This window comes from Candidatus Methylacidiphilales bacterium (genome assembly GCA_028713655.1).
Taxonomy (GTDB): domain Bacteria; phylum Verrucomicrobiota; class Verrucomicrobiia; order Methylacidiphilales; family JAAUTS01; genus JAQTNW01.
The window spans coordinates 53,422-71,147 of record JAQTNW010000014.1 but is presented as its reverse complement, the minus strand read 5'-3'; the positions used below and the strand labels follow the sequence as shown (position 1 = coordinate 71,147).

Genomic DNA, 17,726 nt, shown 5'->3' with positions numbered 1-17,726 from the left:
AACTATCTGACCGGGATGGTGAGCTGCTCGCACGACAACAGCAAAACGGCCACCAGCAAGCTGGATAATTTGAACGTGCAATAGAAATGGCTACGGGTTGCTCTCTTGCATGGGAGCAACCCGTCCATCGTATTGCCTCCATAAACAAGTGTAAACGGATGTATTTTGTCTACAGTCGGTATTGCGCAGGCTTGCAGGCTGTGAATCAGGCGGGTTAAGGTCCTCCTGTGATTTTGGAGCCTGCATCTGAAAATATTGCAAAGGCCGCCGTCTTGCTGCGCGAATGCCAGTGTATCGGTCTGCCGACCGAGACTGTCTATGGACTGGCGGCGGATGCCCTGAGCCCTCTGGCTTTGGCCTGGATTTTCGAGATTAAAAAACGGCCGCTGTTCGATCCCCTGATCCTGCATGTTCCGGAGCACTACGAGTTGGAGCGTTTGGTAGCCGCAGTTCCTGAAAAGGCGCGGATTTTAATGGAAAAATTCTGGCCGGGGCCGCTGACCTTGTTGCTGCCAAAACGAGAAATTGTGCCCGATTTGGCCACATCCGGGCTTTCAACGGTCGCCTTGCGCTGCCCGGATCATGTTGTCTCGCAGGCGGTGTTGCGGGAATTTGGAGGACCGCTGGCGGCGCCCAGCGCAAATCGTTTTGGCCGGATCAGCCCGACAACGGCCCAGGCTGTTGCTGAGGAACTGGGGGAGAACGTTCCGTTCGTGCTGGATGGTGGACCTTGCCGGATTGGCGTGGAATCGACAATAGTGGATGCGAGCGGGGATGTGCTGAGGTTGTTGCGTCCGGGCGGGATTCCGGCGGAAGAAATCGAGAAGGTGATTGGAGACTTGTTAGTGTCAGCCGGTGATGCCGTCGAAGCGCCGGGGATGTTGAAAAGCCATTATGCGCCGCGCACGCCGCTGTATCGCCTGGACCAGGCCTGGTCAACTGGCCGCGCACTTCCTGAAAATACAGCCTTGTTATGCTGGAGTTCGGCGCGGGGCCTGGATTCCAAGCGGGTTAGGGTTCTTGCTCCGAGTGGAAAATTAACCGAAGCGGCCGCACGACTGTTTCAGTGTCTGCGCGAGTTGGACGGGCTTGCGGTCGAAAAAATCTGGGTTGAGCCGGTGCCTATGGATGGACTGGGCCGCGCGATCAACGACAGGTTGGAGAAAGCGTCATCGGGAGGAGCTGCTTGATATTGGCGCATGAGGCTGACATATCCATATTCTCCTTCCCGGAGCGCGGGCGTCCCGCCGAAACCATCGAAGCTTCCAACCAAGTGTCCGGCAAGATGCCGGACACAGCGGGCAAGATGCCCGCGCTCCGGAGATGCAGATGCAAAAGCGCAGCCTACAGAATTACAACACCCTGATTATCGGCGTTGAGGACGTGGTGCTTCAGGTTCTTTGCGCCTGCACCGGTCAGGGCCTGTTTCATGGCATTCGCGACGGCTTCAGGATTGTCCAGCGTAACGGCCATCAAGGTTGAGCCGGACCCGCTGATGAAGGCCCCCAGTGCGCCTGCGTCTTCAGCGGCATCAAAAGTGGCTTCACAAGCCGGTATGAGCTTGGAGCGGTACGGCTGGTGCAGGTGGTCGCGAAACGCGCCTCGCAGCAATTCGTAATTCGATGTGGCAAAGGCCAGGACAATCAAGCCGCTGTATTGGATGTTTTCGACCGCATGTTCCAGGGAGACATCGGCGGGCAGGACCTTGCGCGCTTCCTTGGTTTCCACTTCGTAATCCGGAATCACGGCGACAAATTTGAGTTCGGGCGATACGGGAACATGGGCATAAGTTTGCCTGGTGGAAACCGCAAAGCCGCCGTGAAAGGCGGGCACGGCGTTGTCGGGATGGCCTTCCAGGCCGATCACAAGATCCAGAATTTTTTCCCGGTCCAAGGGGGAACCGTGGAATTTGTTCAAGGCGGCGATGATTCCCAACCGCACAGTCACGCTGCTCCCGAGCCCGCGCGAAGGCGGGACATCGCCGGCGATTTGGACGGAAAAAGCTTCAGGCTTGATTTCTGCGGTCAGAAAGAATTCATGGGCCGCTTCCTGCATGAAGGCGTCCGGCCAGGTTTTTGCTCCTGGAGAAATTGTGATCGTGTTATAAAGTTCCAGTGCCACGCCCAGGGTGTCGAAGCCGGGGCCGATGTTGGCCGTGGTGGCGGGGACGCGAACGGAGACGGTGTTGCTCATGCGGGATTAGCTGTGTTGGTTCGGAGGTTCCATTTTCACGGCCCGGAGGTTGAAACGCAGCACCAGATCGCCATCCAGCAGGATCTCAATCGGATAATCGCCGGGCTCCTTGAATTCGAGCCCGCCGAAGACGGCGACGTTGGTCGCGTGCAAATCCTGTCCGCGCAGGGTGAAGCGCGTTTCGGTGCGGCTCAATTCCTGTTCGTCATCCTGGGCCAGAATGCGGGTGGTCTGGAGAAACTCCCCCTGGCCGGAGCACCAGCGCGTATAGACGCAGAGTTTCATGATGCGCAGGGGATAGGCCGGGGCGACGATGGCGTTGAGGACGCCGACAAGCGTGTTCGAGCCGGAGACTTCCAAGCGGACGTCTTCGCACACCAAGGCTGCCTGCAAATCGGGGGTCATGTGCTGGTAGCCTGCCTATTTCGGGGCTTTTTGGCTATGTGAAAAATGAAGCCCGGGTTTCACGGTTCAAAATCTTACTCTTGCTCTTAATCCTACTCTTACTCCATCTCAAGATATTGAAGGCCGGGGGGCGAACATATTGAACCGCGGATAAACGCAGATTCACGCGGATGAAAACAGATTGCCGCGAACTCCGACATGCGTCGCGAGCGGGAAGGCTCAAAATTCGCAAAATAAAACATTTTTACAGGAAGGTCGCGAAGATCAGGAAGATAACAAACTTAACACTTACAAATCCGCCGCCGGACGGATTCGTCCGAAGTGCGAACCCAGGACGCTACGAACGCAAAGGAAGACCATTTGGGGTTAGCGCGCTGTATCTATCCCCCTGACAAGGGGGAAGCAAAGGGGGTTTTGTTTTGCCCGCTAAACACGTGAAAAAACAACCACTTGAAACTTTAAACTCTCCCGGATTGTCATCTTTTCGAGTGTTGATAGAATCCTTTAATGGGACTATCCTATTGCATGCTCACACTGAAAAATCCCCGCAATCCAAAGAGAGAGGCCGTTGAGGTTCAGGCTCTTGCGGATACAGAAACCGTGTTTCTGAGAATTCCCGAGCACATTCGCATTCAACTTGATCTGGAGGACGAAGGAGAAAAGGAAGTGACCCTGGCCGACGGGACAAAAAAGAGGGTTCCCTACGTCGGCCCCATTGAAACCCGGTTTAAAAATCGGATTGCTTATGTTGGAGCTATTGTGATGGGGGACGAGGTTCTTCTTGGCGCCATACCGATGGAAGACATGGATTTGGTCGTTCTGCCGCAGCAGCGCGGGGTGGATGTCAACCCGTTGAATCCTAATTTTGCCGCGGCGAAAGCGAAATAGAAAATGGGATGAACACATTACTCGACAGAGCTAAATCAGCCGCTTACGCTGACGGTCATATTACGGTCTTTATGGACAGTGGTGTGGAAATCCGTTTCCCCATTGCCGGAAACCCTCGTTTGTGCGCTGCTTCTCCGGAACAACTAAACCACATTGAGATTTCTCCATTTGGCCTCCACTGGCCTGATTTGGATGAAGATCTTTCATTCCGTGGTTTGGCTGAAGGCAATTATGGGCAAGCGAGTCGAACACAGTGACGTATGGTTCGGTCTAAAAAATAATGCCGTCAACTCTCAATAATCAACGGACTGCAACAAAATCTTGAATGTACGAATGTATTTTTGAAATAAAATGGAACTTGAAAAGCAAAACATTGAAAATTGAGAGTTGAGCCTAAGAGACGAAAGCGAAATAAGAAACCTAAGCAAGTGACAAGAACTTCGAATGAACTCGACGGCATCAAGTTTGAATGCCTGAATTTGCTCATCGTTTACCTGACATATCGCAATAGCATTTCCGAATACAGCATCAGAACAGGAACTCGATTTGATCTTCACCGTTGGCGGGTACAACTTAGGGTGCTTGAAAACGATCTGATACTTCGACTGTGTCGATTGGATGACGATGATAAAACAAATCATTCTTTACGTGAAGCGTTACGTAGTATCAGAGATTCAATGCCGCAGCAGGATGCGAGATTGATCGACAAGCGACTGAAGAGCTATCGCCAGTCAATCAATGAACTGAAGGTGAAGGCTCGGAACTATTTTCTGGCACATATGAGCAAGGATGCTGTTCCCTCTTATGATCCGCAGGGCGGATTAGAACAATACATTCAGGAGGTGGTAAACATCGTCGATGCAATTGCTGGAAAGCCTGTTTCCTATCTGCTTAAGGTTGGTTCTCAAGAGCCTCAGTTGGACTTGAAGTTTGAGCTGTCGAGTGAAAGAAGACCGATCATGTCTGGACGATTGAAGAGATCAGCGATTTGATTGACAAAGCTTGAATTTCAGTAAGGCTTTACCTGGCTGAAAGCCAGAGGGAGGTTAAGTATGTTAACCAAAATTTTGACTTCCCGGTAAAACCGCGCAAGCGCGGATAACCACATGCACACCGGTAAAGCCTGCAGATAGTTGTATGGAAAGGGCAGAGTCACCTGACATTAAAGTGATGTGGAAGAGCAGCAATGAGTAGCATGATATGTCTGCATTGCAGGCTAACCCTCTGCCCGACTATCCGTGCAGGGGGCACATTTTTTTCAACACCGAGCCACTACCGCTTTTCCCCTTGACTATGAACTCCTGTTTGTCAGTCTCAATGGGGAGGGTTTATGGGTAAAAGCATTCCACCGTGTTTAATATTTCTGTTTATTGTTGGATGTGCAGGTACAGCCACAAAAACAACAAACACGCAGGCAACGGATACTGAGAGCATTCAACAGCAAGTTGAAATTGAACGTCTAAAATTAGAAAACGAAAAGCTAAAGTCACAGATGGCAGAAACGGCTTCGCAAACATCATCTGCGAATAATAATAATGTTGCGATTCAATCGCAACCAATCCCAGAACCACAAAAATCGGAAGATGAGATCAAATCTTTCATAGACGCTAACAAGACAAAAATTACTGAAGAATTGACCAAAGAATATAGACCAGACAGCCAAAAAATTCTCGAAGCCTATGGTTTTAGAGGCAATGTAATTTATTATGACATAGATGATGCTTGTTACAACAATGGTGTATTATATTTTGAACAAATAATTATTTGGCGGAAACCGGACAACAGTGGAGGTTGGGCCGAGATTCTTTGGGGCCTTCGATTAAAATCACAGGAAATTGTTTATGATAATATCGTCGAAAAAAATCTTACCAACGCTGAACTCGATGGATTATTAGGAGCTAATCAAGCGCCTGACAGGGGAAATGTTACCGCCGCTATTCCTAAGCAGACTCACGAACCAGGTTTTTATGAACAGAATAAAAAAGCAATCGATAATGCTGCTATCGGAGTAAGTGCAGCCGCTGCAACTGCTCTTATCTGCGATTGGATTCACTCTTGGTTCCAACAGGCGCAACAATGATTAATTTATTGAACTGATAGGAAATTGCTGTCAGCTCCGAGCGTTCGTCATGAACGGGCGTAATGAGCACAGCCCGAAATGAATCAAAAAACATCCGCTGCGCAACTCCGATAAATCGCGAGTGATCCAGATGCCTGTGTTCCTAGAGATAGAGGAAGGAGACCATACAGCCCGAAGCGGTCGCCGCGGCGACCTTTCTGCCCCTCTTGATAGCTCTCCGTTATACACAAGTACTGGATCGCCACCTCGAAGACTCCTCCTAATGAACACTTGTGGCAACATGTTAAAATGCAGAATCTTATAACGAAAATCATTTTTGACCATGAAGCGACATGGAGTGCGGTGGCAAGCCGGAGGCGCGACACCGCTTTGGATTTTCTACAACTCCGACATGCGTCGCGAGTAAAAAGCGCCGTCGCCACTACGCTCTGCCGGCGCACTCCAAAATTTCCCGTTCTTTCCCGCTCAAAACACCTTCCTTAAAGGTTTGGTTTCTCGCGATGACGAATAGCCTGGGCTGACATCCTTCGCCGGCACAATATCCCACGCACCCGCGTTCCGCCGCGGCGGACGGGGAGCTTCACCGCTTGTTATACCGCGGATCAAAGCGGTCGCGGAGGGCGTCGCCGAGGAAATTCAGGGCCAGCAGCGTGACGGCCATGCACAATCCCGGCCCGAGCAGCATCCACCAGGATATTTTGATGGGATTGATGAATCCGGCGCCTTCCGACAACAAAGTGCCCCAACTGGCCTGGGGCGCCTGCACGCCGAGGCCGAGGAAGCTCAGGAACGATTCATCCAGGATGACCGCAGGGATTGTCAGGGTGAGATAGACCAGGATCAGCCCTGTTAGGTTCGGCAGAAGATGCCGGAACATGATGATGAGATTGCTTTGTCCCAGGACGCGCGCGGCGTCGATAAAGGGCCGTTCCTTGAGCGAAAGCACCTGGCCGCGGACAATGCGCGCCATGGTCAGCCATTCCACCAGTCCCAGCCCCACGAACAGCACCAGCAACCGGGACCATTGTTGCAATCCGCCCAGCCCGATCAGGGTAAGGAATTGCCGCACTTCCACATCGAAGACGGCGATCAAAAAAATCACGATGATGAGCCGGGGGACCGAATAAAGAATATCCACGAAGCGCATCATCAGGTTGTCGATGGCTCCCCCCAAATAACCGCTGAGCATCCCATAGCAAACACCGACCGTGAGGCTGACGAGTGCGCCGACACAACCGACCAGCAGCGAGAGCCGGGCTCCCAATAGTGTGCGTGTGAGCACGTCGCGCCCGTTCATGTCGGTACCAAACCAATGAGCGATGCCCGGCGCTTCAAGCGGGGCGAAGCGGGTGTCGTCGAAGGAATAGGGGCTCAGCCACGGGCCTGCGAGCGCGAGCAGCACCATGCCTCCCAGCAAGAGCAGGCAGTACACGATGACGTGGCGGGTAGTGAAAGCGTTTTTCACAGCAGTTTGATCCGTTTGTCCAGGACGGTATAAAGGATATCGACGCAGGTGTTCAGCGTGATGAGAACGGTGAAATAAACAATCACGGTTCCACCGAGCAGAAACACATCGCGGGTCAATACGCTGTTTACAAAGAAAGGCCCAAGCCCCGGGATTTTAAAGACATCCTCGATCACCATGCTGCCTGTCAAAATGTTGGCGGCAAGAGGCCCGGTGAAGCTGACAAGGGGCAAAATGGCGGATTTCAGGGCATGGCGGAAAACAACCGTACTCTCGCCGACGCCTTTGGCGCGCGCGGTCCGGATGTAATCCTGGTCGAGTACATCGAGCATGCTGGACCGCATCAAGCGGCTGCAGTAGGCCGCATAGGGTGCTGCAAGGCAGAGGGCCGGCAGGACGAGATGATCGAGAGAACCCCAGCCAGCGACCGGGAAGCACTGGAAGTAAATGCCGAATACGAGGATGGCCAGGGGCGCGAGCAGGAAAGGGGGCAGACAGATGCCGCTGAGTGCCAGCAGCATGGCGGCGCGGTCCAGGGGGCCATTATGATAAACGGCGGCCAGGCTGCCCGCAACAATGCCGACCCCGAGCGCAAGCACAAGTGCGCAGCTTCCGACGAGGGCCGATTTGGGCAGTGCCTGGGCGAGAATTTCAACAACGGTACGGTTTTTGTATTTGAGCGATTCGCCGAGATTTCCCTGGAGCAGGTTGCGCCAATAGCAGAGAAGCTGTTCCGGGATCGTGCCGTCGAGATGATAGTGCGCATTGAGGCGCTGCTCGACGGCTGGGTCCAGTTTGCGCTCGGCCCCGAACGGACTGCCGGGGGCGAGGCGAACCATGAGAAAAGTCGCGGAGACGACGACGACCAGGACCAGCAATGCCTGAACGATGCGCTTGAAAATAAAGGCGGGCATTATTTTGCATCCTTTCGGTAGAGGGTCCGGATGGGATGCTCATCCAGGATATTGCCTTCGATTCCGCCCAGCCGGTCCGGATCGAAGCAGAGCATGCCGACATAAAAATAGAGTGGCGCGATGGGAGGATCTTTGCTCACCAGAAGTTTTTCAGCTTCCCGCATATCGTCGAAGCGTTTTTGCGGATTGCTTTCCACACCGGCCATGCCGAGCAATTGGTCGTAGCGCGGGTTGCTCCAGCCGGTCCGGTTGTTTCCGCGTCCGGTGACAAAGCAATCCAGAAAGGTATTGGGGTCTGCATAATCGCCCACCCAACTGGAACGAACCACATCAAAGTTGAGCAGGTCCATATCGCGCAGGTAAGTGGGCCAGTCCTGCTGTCGCAGTTCGACATCCACCCGGAGCTCCCGTTTCCACATGGCCTGTACTTCCACGGCAATTGCGGCATGTTGCTGGGAGGCGTTGTACATGATGCTGACACTTGGGAATTTTTTTCCGCCGGGATATCCGGCCTCGGCCAGCCATTTTCTGGCCTGTTCCGGGTTGTAACCGATGCCGGGGTAGGGTTGATAGCCGGAAATGCCGTCTGGAACAAGGGACCGGGCGGGCGCCTCGCCGCCGCGCGTGATTTTTTGCACGATGACATTTCGGTCGATGGATGCGGAAAAGGCCTTGCGCACGAGCGGATTATTAAACGGCGGGCGGGTCGTGTTGAAGCGGTAAAAATAACTTCCGAGAAAATTGAAGACATGGAAATCGCGGCGTTTTCGCAATTCCGGCAAAATTTGGGAGGGGATGAGCCCCTTATCGAGGAGCAAATCGGCTTCGCCGGTCAGATAAAGGTTCAGGGCTGTATTTCCCTGGGAGGTGGCCAGGGCATCCACGCGCCTCAGAGCGACGTGAACCGCGTCCCAGTAACGCTCATTGCGGACCATGATGACCCGGTCATTGATCCGCCAGTCTTTCAAAAGAAACGGGCCGTTGCAGATCATGTTTCCCGGACGAGCCCAGGATTCCCCGTATTTCCTGACGGAAGGCATGTGAACGGGCAGATAGGTGGTGAAAGCGGTCAGATCTATAAAAAAGGGAGTGGGCGACGTGAGCCGCACCTGCACGGTTTTTGAATCCGGGGCCTTGATGCCTACCAAGTTGAAATCGGTGATTTTACCTTTTTGATAGGCTTCCGCGTTTTCGATAAAGAATAAAATTTCCGCATAAACAGCGTCGGTGGACGGTTCCAGCACGCGGCGCCAGGAATCCGCAAAATCGCCCGCGGTGACAGGATCTCCATTGCTCCAGAATGCGTCCGGGCGCAGATGAAACGTGTAAGTGCGCCTGTCGGGCGAGATTTCCCAGCGCTCGGCGATTCCGGGAATAGCTTCGCCTTTGGCATTGTGTCGTGTCAGGCCCTCGAAAAGGCAATAGGAAAGCCGTCCTTCAAGCTGGCCGCTGATGAGGGCCGGATCGAGAGTTTGGGGTTCGGCGCCGTTGATGAAGACCAAGTCCGCCTGTGTGGAACGGTTGGAGCAGGCTCCGGTCAGGAGCAGAACCAACGGCAAGCCCAGAGAAAGAAGCGGGGTGCTATTTTTTGGCCGGGGCAGGAGCAGTGGCAGGCGCCGGGGGAACTGAGGCGCCGGCCGCCGTGGAGGTGGCAGGAGCTTTTGCAGCTTGAGTTTCAACCGGAGCAGGGTTTTCAGCCTTATTGGATTCACGGGTCTTCTGTTCAATAGCGGCCTTGGCCTTCAGCGCTTTTGCCAAGTCGCTGGTGGAGCTGCGTTTGGCATGCAGAACCGCGAGGGAAAGGGTGCAGAGAAAAAAGAGGGCCGCCAACCAAATTGTAATCTTGGTCAACACGTCGGTAGTCTGGGCGCCAAAGAGCGATTCGGTCATGCCGCCTCCAAAAGCGGCGCCAAGACCCTCGGAACGGGGCCGTTGCATGAGCACGACGAAGGTCAGCAGGAGGCTGCAGACCACGAAAAAGCCGGTAATGATGTAAATCAGGATCGTAACCATAGGGGTTTATAAATTACGCGGCTTCGCTGTCCTGACAAGCGTTTTTAATGATCGCCACAAAGGAGTCCGCATCCAGGCTGGCACCCCCCACCAGGGCGCCGTCGATGTCGGGCTGGTTCAGCAGTTCCCTGGCATTCTCGGGTTTGACGCTTCCGCCGTATTGAATGCGGATCTTGTCGGCCACGGCTTTGGAGGCGATTTTTTCAATCGTGGAACGAATGAGGGCGTGAACCTCCTGGGCTTGGGCGGGAGTGGCGGTTTTTCCGGTTCCGATGGCCCAGACGGGTTCATAGGCAATGACCACATCGTCCCAATTTTCATCTGAAAACCCGGCGCAGGAACCCTTGACCTGGGTGGTCACGACTTTCTCGGTTTTGCCGCCTTCGCGTTCAGCCAGGGTTTCGCCGACGCAAATGATGGGTTTCAAAAGGACCTTGAGCGCAACGTGGGCCTTTTTATTGACCAACTCGTCCGTTTCATGGAAATACTGCCGCCGTTCGGAATGGCCCAGGATGACATAGCGGCAAAACAGATCCCGCAGCATGCCGGCGGAAATCTCCCCGGTGTAGGCTCCGGAGGTTTCCTGATGCATATTTTGTCCGCCGAGAATCAGATGAGAGTGTGATCCGAGCGTTTCCTGGGCGGTATGAAGCGCGGTGAACGGGGGGCAAATGACAACCTCGATTTCGTCAACTTTCGCCAGTTTTTCGTCCAGCTCGGCCACGAGGCTTTTGGCGTCGGTGGCGGTCTTGTTCATCTTCCAGTTGCCAGCAATGATTTTTCTGCGAAAAGCCATAGGATTTGTAGTTATGAATTGAGAGTTGGGTTTTGGGAGAGGCGGTTGAAGATTTTTATTTGTCGCTGAGCGCGGCCACACCGGGCAGGACTTTGCCTTCCAGAAGTTCGAGGGAGGCGCCGCCGCCGGTGGAGCAATGCGTCATCTTTTCCACCACCTTGAATTTTTTGGCGGCTGTCGCGGTGTCTCCGCCGCCGACGACACTGATGGCTCCGGCTGCCGTGGCATCGGCCACCGCATTGGCCATGGCCTTGGTGCCGCCTGAAAATTTATCGAACTCAAACACGCCGGGAGGCCCGTTCCAGACGATGGTCTTGGCGTCGAGGATGGCGGCGCGGTACAACTCAATCGATTTGGGGCCGGCATCCAGCCCCATCCAGCCCGCGGGAATGCCGTTGGCGGCTTCCGCAATCCGGGTGTTGGCATTGGCATCAAATTTGTCGGCGCAGAGAAAATCGACAGGCAGGATGAGTTTGACTCCGCGGGCCTTGGCCTTTTCCACAAGTTCAGGCACGAGCTTTGCGCCTTCGGCGTCGAAAAGGCTGTCGCCGATTTCCATGCCCTCGAGCACTTTTTTGAACGTGAAGGACATCCCGCCGCCGACGATGATGGCGTCCGCCTTGTCGATCAGGTTTTTGATGAGCGGAATTTTATCGGCGATTTTTGCGCCGCCGAGGATCGCGAGCAGGGGGCGTTTCGGGTTGTCGAGCACGGCCGCAAATGCTTCCAGTTCCTTGAGCATGAGGAAGCCGGCGACTTTTTCAGGCAGTTCCACGCCGACGACGGAGGAGTGCGCGCGGTGGGCTGTGCCGAAAGCGTCGTTTACATATACGTCTCCGAGGCGGGTGAGACCGGCGCGGAAGGCTTTGACTTTTTCAGGGTCGGCTTTGACGGAGGTTCCGTCCTCGTTCTTGATTTTGCCTTCTTCCTCGATATGGAAACGCAGATTCTCCAGGAGGACAACTTCACCGGGCTTGAGGGCGGTGCAGGCTTTTTCGACTTCAGGACCCACGCAGTCATTCAGGAATTTTACGGGTTTGCCGAGCAGTTCCTGCAGTTTATCGGCTACCGGCTTGAGAGTGTATTTCTCGATGCGCTTGCCGTCGGGGCGGCCCAGATGGCTCATGAGCACGACCGAGGCGCCTTGTTCGAGGGCGTATTGAATGGTCGGCAACGCGGCCGCGATGCGCTGGGGATTGGTGATGGCGCCGGTGGTTTTGTCCTGCGGCACGTTGAAATCGACGCGGATCAGAACACGTTTGTTTTTGAGGGCGACGTCGCGGATTGATTTTTTGGCCATAAGCGCGGGGCGGTTGGTTTTTATTGGAACGGCAGCCCGCGGTGTTGCCGCAGGCTGCGTCCGGAGAACAGTTTTATTGTTTACTTGGCAATGACGCGGGCCATTTCCAGAACCTTGTTGGAATAACCCCATTCGTTGTCGTACCAGGAAACCACTTTGACAAAGGTCTTGTCGAGGGCGATGCCGGCCTCGGCGTCAAAAATGGAGGTGCAGCTTTCGCCGCGGAAATCGGTGGAGACCACCTTGTCCGTGGTGTAAGCGAGTACGCCTTTCATCGGGCCATCGGCGGCCTTTTTCATGGCCGCGCAGATGTCCTCGTAGGAGGCTTCCTTGTTAAGTTCGACCGTGAGGTCAACGACCGAGACGTCGGAGGTCGGGACGCGGAAGGCCATGCCCGTCAGCTTCTTGTTGAGTTCGGGGATGACCTTGCCCACGGCTTTTGCCGCGCCGGTGGAGGAGGGGATGATGTTCTCGAGGATGCCGCGACCGCCGCGCCAATCCTTTTTGGACGGGCCGTCCACGGTTTTCTGGGTCGCCGTCGCCGCATGCACGGTGGTCATGAGGCCGCGCTTGATGCCGAAGGTGTCGTTGAGGACCTTTGCAACCGGCGCGAGACAGTTGGTCGTGCAGGAAGCGTTCGAGATGATCGTTTGTCCCGCGTAGGTGGCGTGATTGACGCCATAAACAAACATCGGAGTCTCGTCCTTGGAAGGTGCGGAAAGGATGACTTTTTTGGCACCCGCTTTGAGGTGGGCTTCCGCGGTCGCGTGGTCGAGGAAAAGTCCGGTGGATTCGACGACCACATCGGCGCCGACTTCATTCCATTTCAGCGTGGCGGGATCTTTTTCGGCGGTGAGGCGGATTTTTTTTCCGTTGATGATCAGATGGTTGCCATCGACGGCGATGTCGCCCTTGAATTTACCGTGGACGGAGTCGTATTGAAGCATGTAGGCAAGGTAATCGGGTTCGAGCAAGTCGTTGATGCCGACGATTTCGATGTCTTTGGAGAAGTTTTGGATGGCGGCGCGGAACACCATGCGTCCGATGCGGCCAAACCCATTAATGCCAACTTTAATCATACTCTATCTTTCTACGTTCTACGTAAAGCGTTGTCCGTTTCGGTTATTTCCCGGACAGGCAACGGAGGGCCTGTTCAGGAGCCGGCAGCGAATTAAAAACATGCCGACACAAACGTAAAACAATAAGAGCGGGTTATAATTGCGTCAACGGGAAAAACTAAGTTTAAAGTCTTAAGTTCGCCTCGGCGAATCCGTCCGGTGGCGGATTTGTAAGTTTTAAGTGGACAGCTTTCAGCGTTTGGCTTTCAGCTCTCAGCATCTATTCCGTAGAAATGTATTTTGCGCTTTTTGGCGACCAACCATCGTTGTCTTTTGTTGGCGGTTTTGCTCGCCACGGCGAGTCCGTCCTGTGGCGGACGTCTTGGCGTTAAATCTGGTTTCTAGCCCTCTAATTCAAAATAAGTGACTGCGGTTTCGCCGTAGCGCGTGGTTTTCAACAGCTTGAGCGTGGTCTGGGCGGGCCAGGAGTTGCGGCTGTCATGTTCCCAGACCAGCAACCCTCCCGGGTTCAATTTGCCGGCCAGAAGCCGGATCATCTCGCTTGGGACGGCCTCATGCTTGCCCTTGAGGTAGGGCGGGTCGGCCAAAATGATGTCGAAGGCCGGGCCGCTGCCCTCTGCGAGATAAGCCGGAACGTCGCGGCAGACGATGTTGCCCTTCAAACGGCAATACTCCAAATTTTCCTTGAGCGTCGCGCAAACGGCCGCATTGGATTCAACGAAGGTGGCGGAAGCCGCGCCCCGGCTGAGCGCCTCGATGCCGAGCGATCCGGTTCCCGCATACAGGTCGAGCACCTGCGCGCCGGGTACTTTGGCGGCGAAGCTGGAAAAAATGGCCTGCTTGATGCGGTCCTGGGTCGGGCGGGACGTGAAACCTGGCGGGACTTTCAAATACAGGCCGCCGGCGGAACCGGTGGTGACTCGGATGCGACCGGAGGATTTCATGATGGCGCTTCAGGACTTCGGCAAAAGTTCTGTCAGCAAGTTGTCAGTCCCAATGTGCTTGGCGTACATCTTGAGCGCGTAGCCGTCGGTCATGCCGGAAACGTAATCGCAGACGGCGCGGGCCGGGCCGTCCTTTTTGATGCGCAGGGCCGCCTTCTGGCCGATCAGGTGCGGATGTTTGTGGTAGAACTCAACCAACGCTTGGAGAACTTTGCACGCGCGCTGGTTGATCTGGCTCACGGAGGGATGATAATAAAAATGTTGCATGAGGAAGTCGCGCAAATTCTGGATATTGGAACGCATGGGCATGGAAAACCCGATCAGGCGTTTGTTTTGGGCGCGGGCTTGTGAAGCGGTCTTGACCCCCGATTCCTCGATATTGGCATCCGACTGCCGGCAGAGGTCCTCGACCAGCATGTCGATCAGGCAGCGGATGAGATAGCGGCGCTTGCGGGAAAATTCGAGCTTGGAATAGTTTTGCGCCACGTCCTCTTCGATTTTACTCCAAAGCGCGATGTCCCGCAGGTCTTCCGGCGCAATCAGGCAATTTTCCAGCGCGTCGTCGAGGTCGTTGCAGCAATAGGCGATTTCATCCGCCGCATCTGCGATCTGGGCTTCGAGGCTCGGCTGGGGGCCGTCGCCGAATGCTTCCAGAAATCCCTTGCACAGGCCTTCCCGGACTTCCCATGAAAGATTCAGCCCGTTGAATTCGGGATATTTCATCTCGAGTTCCTCAACCACGCGCAGGCTCTGACGATTGTGTTCGAACCCGCCGTGCTCGGTCATGAGCTGGTTCAAGGTGTGCTCGCCGGGGTGGCCGAAGGGCGGATGGCCGAGGTCATGGGCCAGGGAAACCGCCTCCGACAAATCTTCATTCAACCCGAGGGCGCGGGCGGTGGTGCGGCTGATGGCGGCGACTTCGATTGTGTGGGTCAGCCGGGTGCGGAAGTGGTCGCCGGTGCCGTTCAGGACGACCTGGGTTTTATATTCCAAACGGCGAAAGGCGGAACTGTGGATGATGCGGTCGCGGTCGCGCTGGTATTCGGACCGGAAAACATGGACGGGTTCGGCATGGTGCCGGCCGCGGCTTTCCGAGCTGTACTGGGCGTAAGGGGCCAGGATTTGGCGTTCTTTCGATTCCCACTGGAGACGTGCCTGCAGAGCCATGCGTGCATGATGTGGGATTCATTTTTAAAGTCTAGGCCCCGTTCACAAATTATTTAGCCAAAGCAATCACTCACCGCTGAGCCGTAGAGAGCGCAGAGGAAATATACTTTGACCACGGATTACACGGATGAATGCGGATTTGCATTTGTGCTCGATGGGAGCGCGGGCGTCCCGCCCGCACAGCCGGGCATCTGGAACACTCGCGACGTATGTCGGAGTTGCCCGGCGAACCAGTATCGGATCAAAAAGTGTAGACTGGAATCTGGCATAATTATGTGCGTGGATTACACCTAAGAGAGGTAATATCAGAAAAAGTTTCTTTTGCGCGCGCTGGGTATTTAGAGGCTGTGAATCGCTTTACTACGATTGGCGGAATTCACGTAAACCTCCCATGTCTTGTTCAGTTGAATGATGAAGATGGTAAAACGGTTGAAGAAACATCCTTGGCCACAGAATTTCTTGGCTACTATGACAACTTACATAAGCGCAACCGCATTCAACGCGACTTCACGACATACTATACATCAAATAGAAATCTGAAATGAGTTCGATAGCGCAAGCATTCATCCTGCCCTTTGAATTTTTTGCGGGCTTAGCGAGCTTGGCGCGAAATACATTTTCTTCCTTCGATGTATGTGCTTTCACCCCCTGTGTTCTTTGTGGCTTTGTGAGAGGTGATGTGTTTGTTTTTCCAATCCTGAAAATTAGGCATAATCAAAAATACCACACCCCCCAAAGCGGGAGCTGAAAAACATCCGCTGCGCAGCTCCGATAAATCGTGAGTGTTCCAGATGCGCAGCGGTGCAGGCAGGATGGTCTCCCCGGCGACTCCTTGACCCGCGCTCCGGAGACATCATCTGAAGAAAAACAGCGACAGCGAATAAAGCCCAATCGCGACGATAACACCGCCCGACAATTGGTTTATGGTGCGCATCCAGCGCCCGGTAATTCGTGATCGAAATAAGGTGACGCAACTACTGAGCAACAGCCACCAAAGAATTGAACCGAGAAATACGCCTGCAACCAACGTGCTCGCGCTGAAATAGTCCCGCGATGTCCCAAGACCAAACCCGGCAAACACGGCAACAAAAAACAGAATGGTCAGCGGATTTGCAAGCGTAAGGAACAACGTGCTGAGGCAGGCTGAGAAGAATCCGCCGACACGAACTTCCGGAGCCTTCCCGGCAGGTTTGCTGATAAAGGTTTGAATGCCGAGATAGCAGAGGAATAAGCCGCCAAGAAGGCAAAGCCACAATTTTTCGCCAACCAAAAAGTTGGATATGATCGTAAGACCAAAAGCTGCAACTGCGCCATAGGCGGTATCAGCAATCGCCGCGCCCAAACCGATGGCCAATCCGATCCGTTTTCCATCTCTCAAAGTGCGGCGGATGCAGAGAACGCCAATCGGCCCAACCGGCGCGGCGATGGAGAATCCAATGATAACGCCCTTGAATAGAAAATTGAGCGCCATAGACAATGCCAATTCAGCCTTTGATCACCTTCAGGATTTCGTTGAAGTTATTGCAATAATGATCGCATAACCCCTTGGTGCCGCTTTCAATGATGTTGCCGTCGGCGATGCCGATGGTGGTGTAGCCCGCAAGGCGGATGGAACAGACCCCGGCCCCGCTGTCTTCGATGCCGATCACGGAATGGCGGTCCTTGAACTCGATCCCCAATCCGACCCGGCAGGTTTCCGCATAGAGCCAGGGGTGCGGCTTGGGGGAAAGTTCGCCCAAGGTTCCGGCGCTGACGCCTTTGCGCAGCGGGAAACCGGCGGTGATGACGGCGTCGTAAAAATCCAGGGGATCGCCCATCTTCAAGGTCTTGAATGCCGAAAGGATTTCCGGCCAGGCTTTTTCGTAAAGCCCGGATGTTACCAGGCCGATTTTGATCCCCATGGATTTCAGCTCCAGAAGGAATTCCTTCACGCCCTCGGTCGGCACGAAGGCGTTCTCCCTGCCGCGGCCTTCCATGATTTCCTGCATTTCATGGTGGGTATGCTGAAAATAAAAATCGCGTGCCTCTTCCACCGTCTTATTGGGGCAATACTTTTTGGTGCAATACTTCAAATGCTCCGAGACGCTGTGCCCGGACACATAGGGCATGTCGGCTTCCTCCAGCTCAAAGCGCGGATTCCCAAGCAGGCTTGCGGTGGTCATTTGAATGATCCAAATCCAAAAGTCTTCGCTGCGGACGCTGGTGCCGTCCAAATCCATCAGCACGGCTTTGACGGGCCTTTCCAGGCGGATCGGGTGGACCGGATAATAGGCCGGATAACCCATGGCCGACTTGACATAGGCGATCGTATGTTTTTCGAAGGCGATGAACTCCACTTTTTTATCGCCGGTCGCCGTAATGGAGACGACGCCATTGCTTCCGGTTTTGTAAAATCCGTCGCTGCAAGCCTGCAACGGAATGAGGCCGGAATCCGCGCCGAATGAACCGATGTCCGGAATTTTGATTGAATGACTCATGAATA

Annotated in this window: 18 protein-coding genes; 5 read left to right on the top strand and 13 right to left on the bottom strand. The window is 54.4% G+C overall.

The genetic code is table 11. From position 1 onward, the window contains the following. The first annotated feature begins 227 nt into the window (after positions 1–227). Positions 228–1,190 carry an L-threonylcarbamoyladenylate synthase gene (locus tag PHD76_06370; protein ID MDD5261458.1) on the top strand — a complete coding sequence of 321 codons (963 nt, stop codon included), beginning with the start codon at positions 228–230 and terminating at the stop codon, positions 1,188–1,190. Between the two features lie 154 nt (positions 1,191–1,344). Here the strand turns inward: PHD76_06370 and thrB are convergent, their stop codons facing one another. Further along, complete coding sequence (gene thrB, locus PHD76_06365; protein MDD5261457.1) at positions 1,345–2,193, bottom strand: homoserine kinase; 849 nt, start codon at positions 2,191–2,193, stop codon at positions 1,345–1,347. 6 nt (positions 2,194–2,199) lie between these two features. Continuing rightward, positions 2,200–2,598, bottom strand: a complete 399-nt coding sequence (locus PHD76_06360) for a hypothetical protein (protein ID MDD5261456.1) — start codon at positions 2,596–2,598, stop codon at positions 2,200–2,202. Positions 2,599–3,105: 507 nt separating this feature from the next. Between PHD76_06360 and PHD76_06355 the strand changes: the two genes are divergently transcribed. The 4 genes from PHD76_06355 (at position 3,106) to PHD76_06340 (ending at position 5,566) form a co-directional block, all read left to right on the top strand. Then, positions 3,106–3,486 (top strand): hypothetical protein, encoded by a 381-nt coding sequence (locus PHD76_06355; protein ID MDD5261455.1) that lies wholly within the window; start codon positions 3,106–3,108, stop codon positions 3,484–3,486. A gap of 8 nt (positions 3,487–3,494) precedes the next feature. Continuing rightward, on the top strand, positions 3,495–3,743 hold the full coding sequence (locus PHD76_06350) for a DUF2442 domain-containing protein (protein MDD5261454.1): 249 nt from the start codon (positions 3,495–3,497) through the stop codon (positions 3,741–3,743). Between the two features lie 171 nt (positions 3,744–3,914). Then, on the top strand, positions 3,915–4,478 hold the full coding sequence (locus tag PHD76_06345; GenBank protein MDD5261453.1) for a hypothetical protein: 564 nt from the start codon (positions 3,915–3,917) through the stop codon (positions 4,476–4,478). A gap of 338 nt (positions 4,479–4,816) precedes the next feature. After that, entirely contained in the window at positions 4,817–5,566 is a 750-nt protein-coding gene (locus PHD76_06340) for a hypothetical protein (GenBank protein MDD5261452.1), read from the top strand. Between the two features lie 580 nt (positions 5,567–6,146). On the opposite strand, the gene PHD76_06335 is transcribed toward PHD76_06340, so the two are convergent. From PHD76_06335 to PHD76_06285, 11 genes are all read right to left on the bottom strand, one after another. After that, entirely contained in the window at positions 6,147–7,031 is an 885-nt protein-coding gene (locus tag PHD76_06335; GenBank protein MDD5261451.1) for an ABC transporter permease, read from the bottom strand. After that, positions 7,028–7,945 (bottom strand): ABC transporter permease, encoded by a 918-nt coding sequence (locus PHD76_06330; GenBank protein ID MDD5261450.1) that lies wholly within the window; start codon positions 7,943–7,945, stop codon positions 7,028–7,030. The genes PHD76_06335 and PHD76_06330 overlap by 4 nt, the downstream gene beginning before the upstream one ends. Continuing rightward, positions 7,945–9,504, bottom strand: coding sequence for a peptide ABC transporter substrate-binding protein (locus tag PHD76_06325; GenBank protein MDD5261449.1), 1,560 nt, complete (start codon positions 9,502–9,504; stop codon positions 7,945–7,947). The genes PHD76_06330 and PHD76_06325 overlap by 1 nt, the downstream gene beginning before the upstream one ends. Positions 9,505–9,526: 22 nt before the next feature. Further along, positions 9,527–9,958: a preprotein translocase subunit SecG gene (secG, locus tag PHD76_06320; GenBank protein ID MDD5261448.1), complete on the bottom strand. Its 432-nt coding sequence runs from the start codon at positions 9,956–9,958 to the stop codon at positions 9,527–9,529. Between the two features lie 13 nt (positions 9,959–9,971). After that, positions 9,972–10,754: a triose-phosphate isomerase gene (gene tpiA / locus PHD76_06315; GenBank protein MDD5261447.1), complete on the bottom strand. Its 783-nt coding sequence runs from the start codon at positions 10,752–10,754 to the stop codon at positions 9,972–9,974. 55 nt (positions 10,755–10,809) lie between these two features. Then, positions 10,810–12,054 carry a phosphoglycerate kinase gene (pgk, locus tag PHD76_06310; GenBank protein ID MDD5261446.1) on the bottom strand — a complete coding sequence of 415 codons (1,245 nt, stop codon included), beginning with the start codon at positions 12,052–12,054 and terminating at the stop codon, positions 10,810–10,812. Positions 12,055–12,134: 80 nt separating this feature from the next. Next, on the bottom strand, positions 12,135–13,133 hold the full coding sequence (gap, locus tag PHD76_06305; protein ID MDD5261445.1) for a type I glyceraldehyde-3-phosphate dehydrogenase: 999 nt from the start codon (positions 13,131–13,133) through the stop codon (positions 12,135–12,137). A gap of 380 nt (positions 13,134–13,513) precedes the next feature. Next, entirely contained in the window at positions 13,514–14,077 is a 564-nt protein-coding gene (rsmD, locus tag PHD76_06300; protein MDD5261444.1) for a 16S rRNA (guanine(966)-N(2))-methyltransferase RsmD, read from the bottom strand. A gap of 9 nt (positions 14,078–14,086) precedes the next feature. Beyond that, positions 14,087–15,244: a deoxyguanosinetriphosphate triphosphohydrolase gene (locus tag PHD76_06295; GenBank protein ID MDD5261443.1), complete on the bottom strand. Its 1,158-nt coding sequence runs from the start codon at positions 15,242–15,244 to the stop codon at positions 14,087–14,089. An 853-nt stretch (positions 15,245–16,097) separates the two neighbouring features. Beyond that, positions 16,098–16,715 (bottom strand): LysE family transporter, encoded by a 618-nt coding sequence (locus tag PHD76_06290; protein MDD5261442.1) that lies wholly within the window; start codon positions 16,713–16,715, stop codon positions 16,098–16,100. A gap of 13 nt (positions 16,716–16,728) precedes the next feature. After that, complete coding sequence (locus PHD76_06285) at positions 16,729–17,721, bottom strand: HAD family phosphatase (GenBank protein MDD5261441.1); 993 nt, start codon at positions 17,719–17,721, stop codon at positions 16,729–16,731. Positions 17,722–17,726: the final 5 nt, after the last annotated feature.

Coding starts and splice junctions, on each gene's coding strand:
- secG (MDD5261448.1), bottom strand. CDS start 9,958: ATGGTTACGATCCTGATTTACATCATTACCGGCTTTTTCGTGGTCTGC.
- PHD76_06330 (MDD5261450.1), bottom strand. CDS start 7,945: ATGCCCGCCTTTATTTTCAAGCGCATCGTTCAGGCATTGCTGGTCCTG.
- thrB (MDD5261457.1), bottom strand. CDS start 2,193: ATGAGCAACACCGTCTCCGTTCGCGTCCCCGCCACCACGGCCAACATC.
- gap (MDD5261445.1), bottom strand. CDS start 13,133: ATGATTAAAGTTGGCATTAATGGGTTTGGCCGCATCGGACGCATGGTG.
- PHD76_06290 (MDD5261442.1), bottom strand. CDS start 16,715: ATGGCGCTCAATTTTCTATTCAAGGGCGTTATCATTGGATTCTCCATC.
- rsmD (MDD5261444.1), bottom strand. CDS start 14,077: ATGAAATCCTCCGGTCGCATCCGAGTCACCACCGGTTCCGCCGGCGGC.
- tpiA (MDD5261447.1), bottom strand. CDS start 10,754: ATGGCTTTTCGCAGAAAAATCATTGCTGGCAACTGGAAGATGAACAAG.
- PHD76_06350 (MDD5261454.1), top strand. CDS start 3,495: ATGAACACATTACTCGACAGAGCTAAATCAGCCGCTTACGCTGACGGT.
- pgk (MDD5261446.1), bottom strand. CDS start 12,054: ATGGCCAAAAAATCAATCCGCGACGTCGCCCTCAAAAACAAACGTGTT.
- PHD76_06355 (MDD5261455.1), top strand. CDS start 3,106: ATGGGACTATCCTATTGCATGCTCACACTGAAAAATCCCCGCAATCCA.
- PHD76_06340 (MDD5261452.1), top strand. CDS start 4,817: ATGGGTAAAAGCATTCCACCGTGTTTAATATTTCTGTTTATTGTTGGA.
- PHD76_06285 (MDD5261441.1), bottom strand. CDS start 17,721: ATGAGTCATTCAATCAAAATTCCGGACATCGGTTCATTCGGCGCGGAT.
- PHD76_06360 (MDD5261456.1), bottom strand. CDS start 2,598: ATGACCCCCGATTTGCAGGCAGCCTTGGTGTGCGAAGACGTCCGCTTG.
- PHD76_06295 (MDD5261443.1), bottom strand. CDS start 15,244: ATGGCTCTGCAGGCACGTCTCCAGTGGGAATCGAAAGAACGCCAAATC.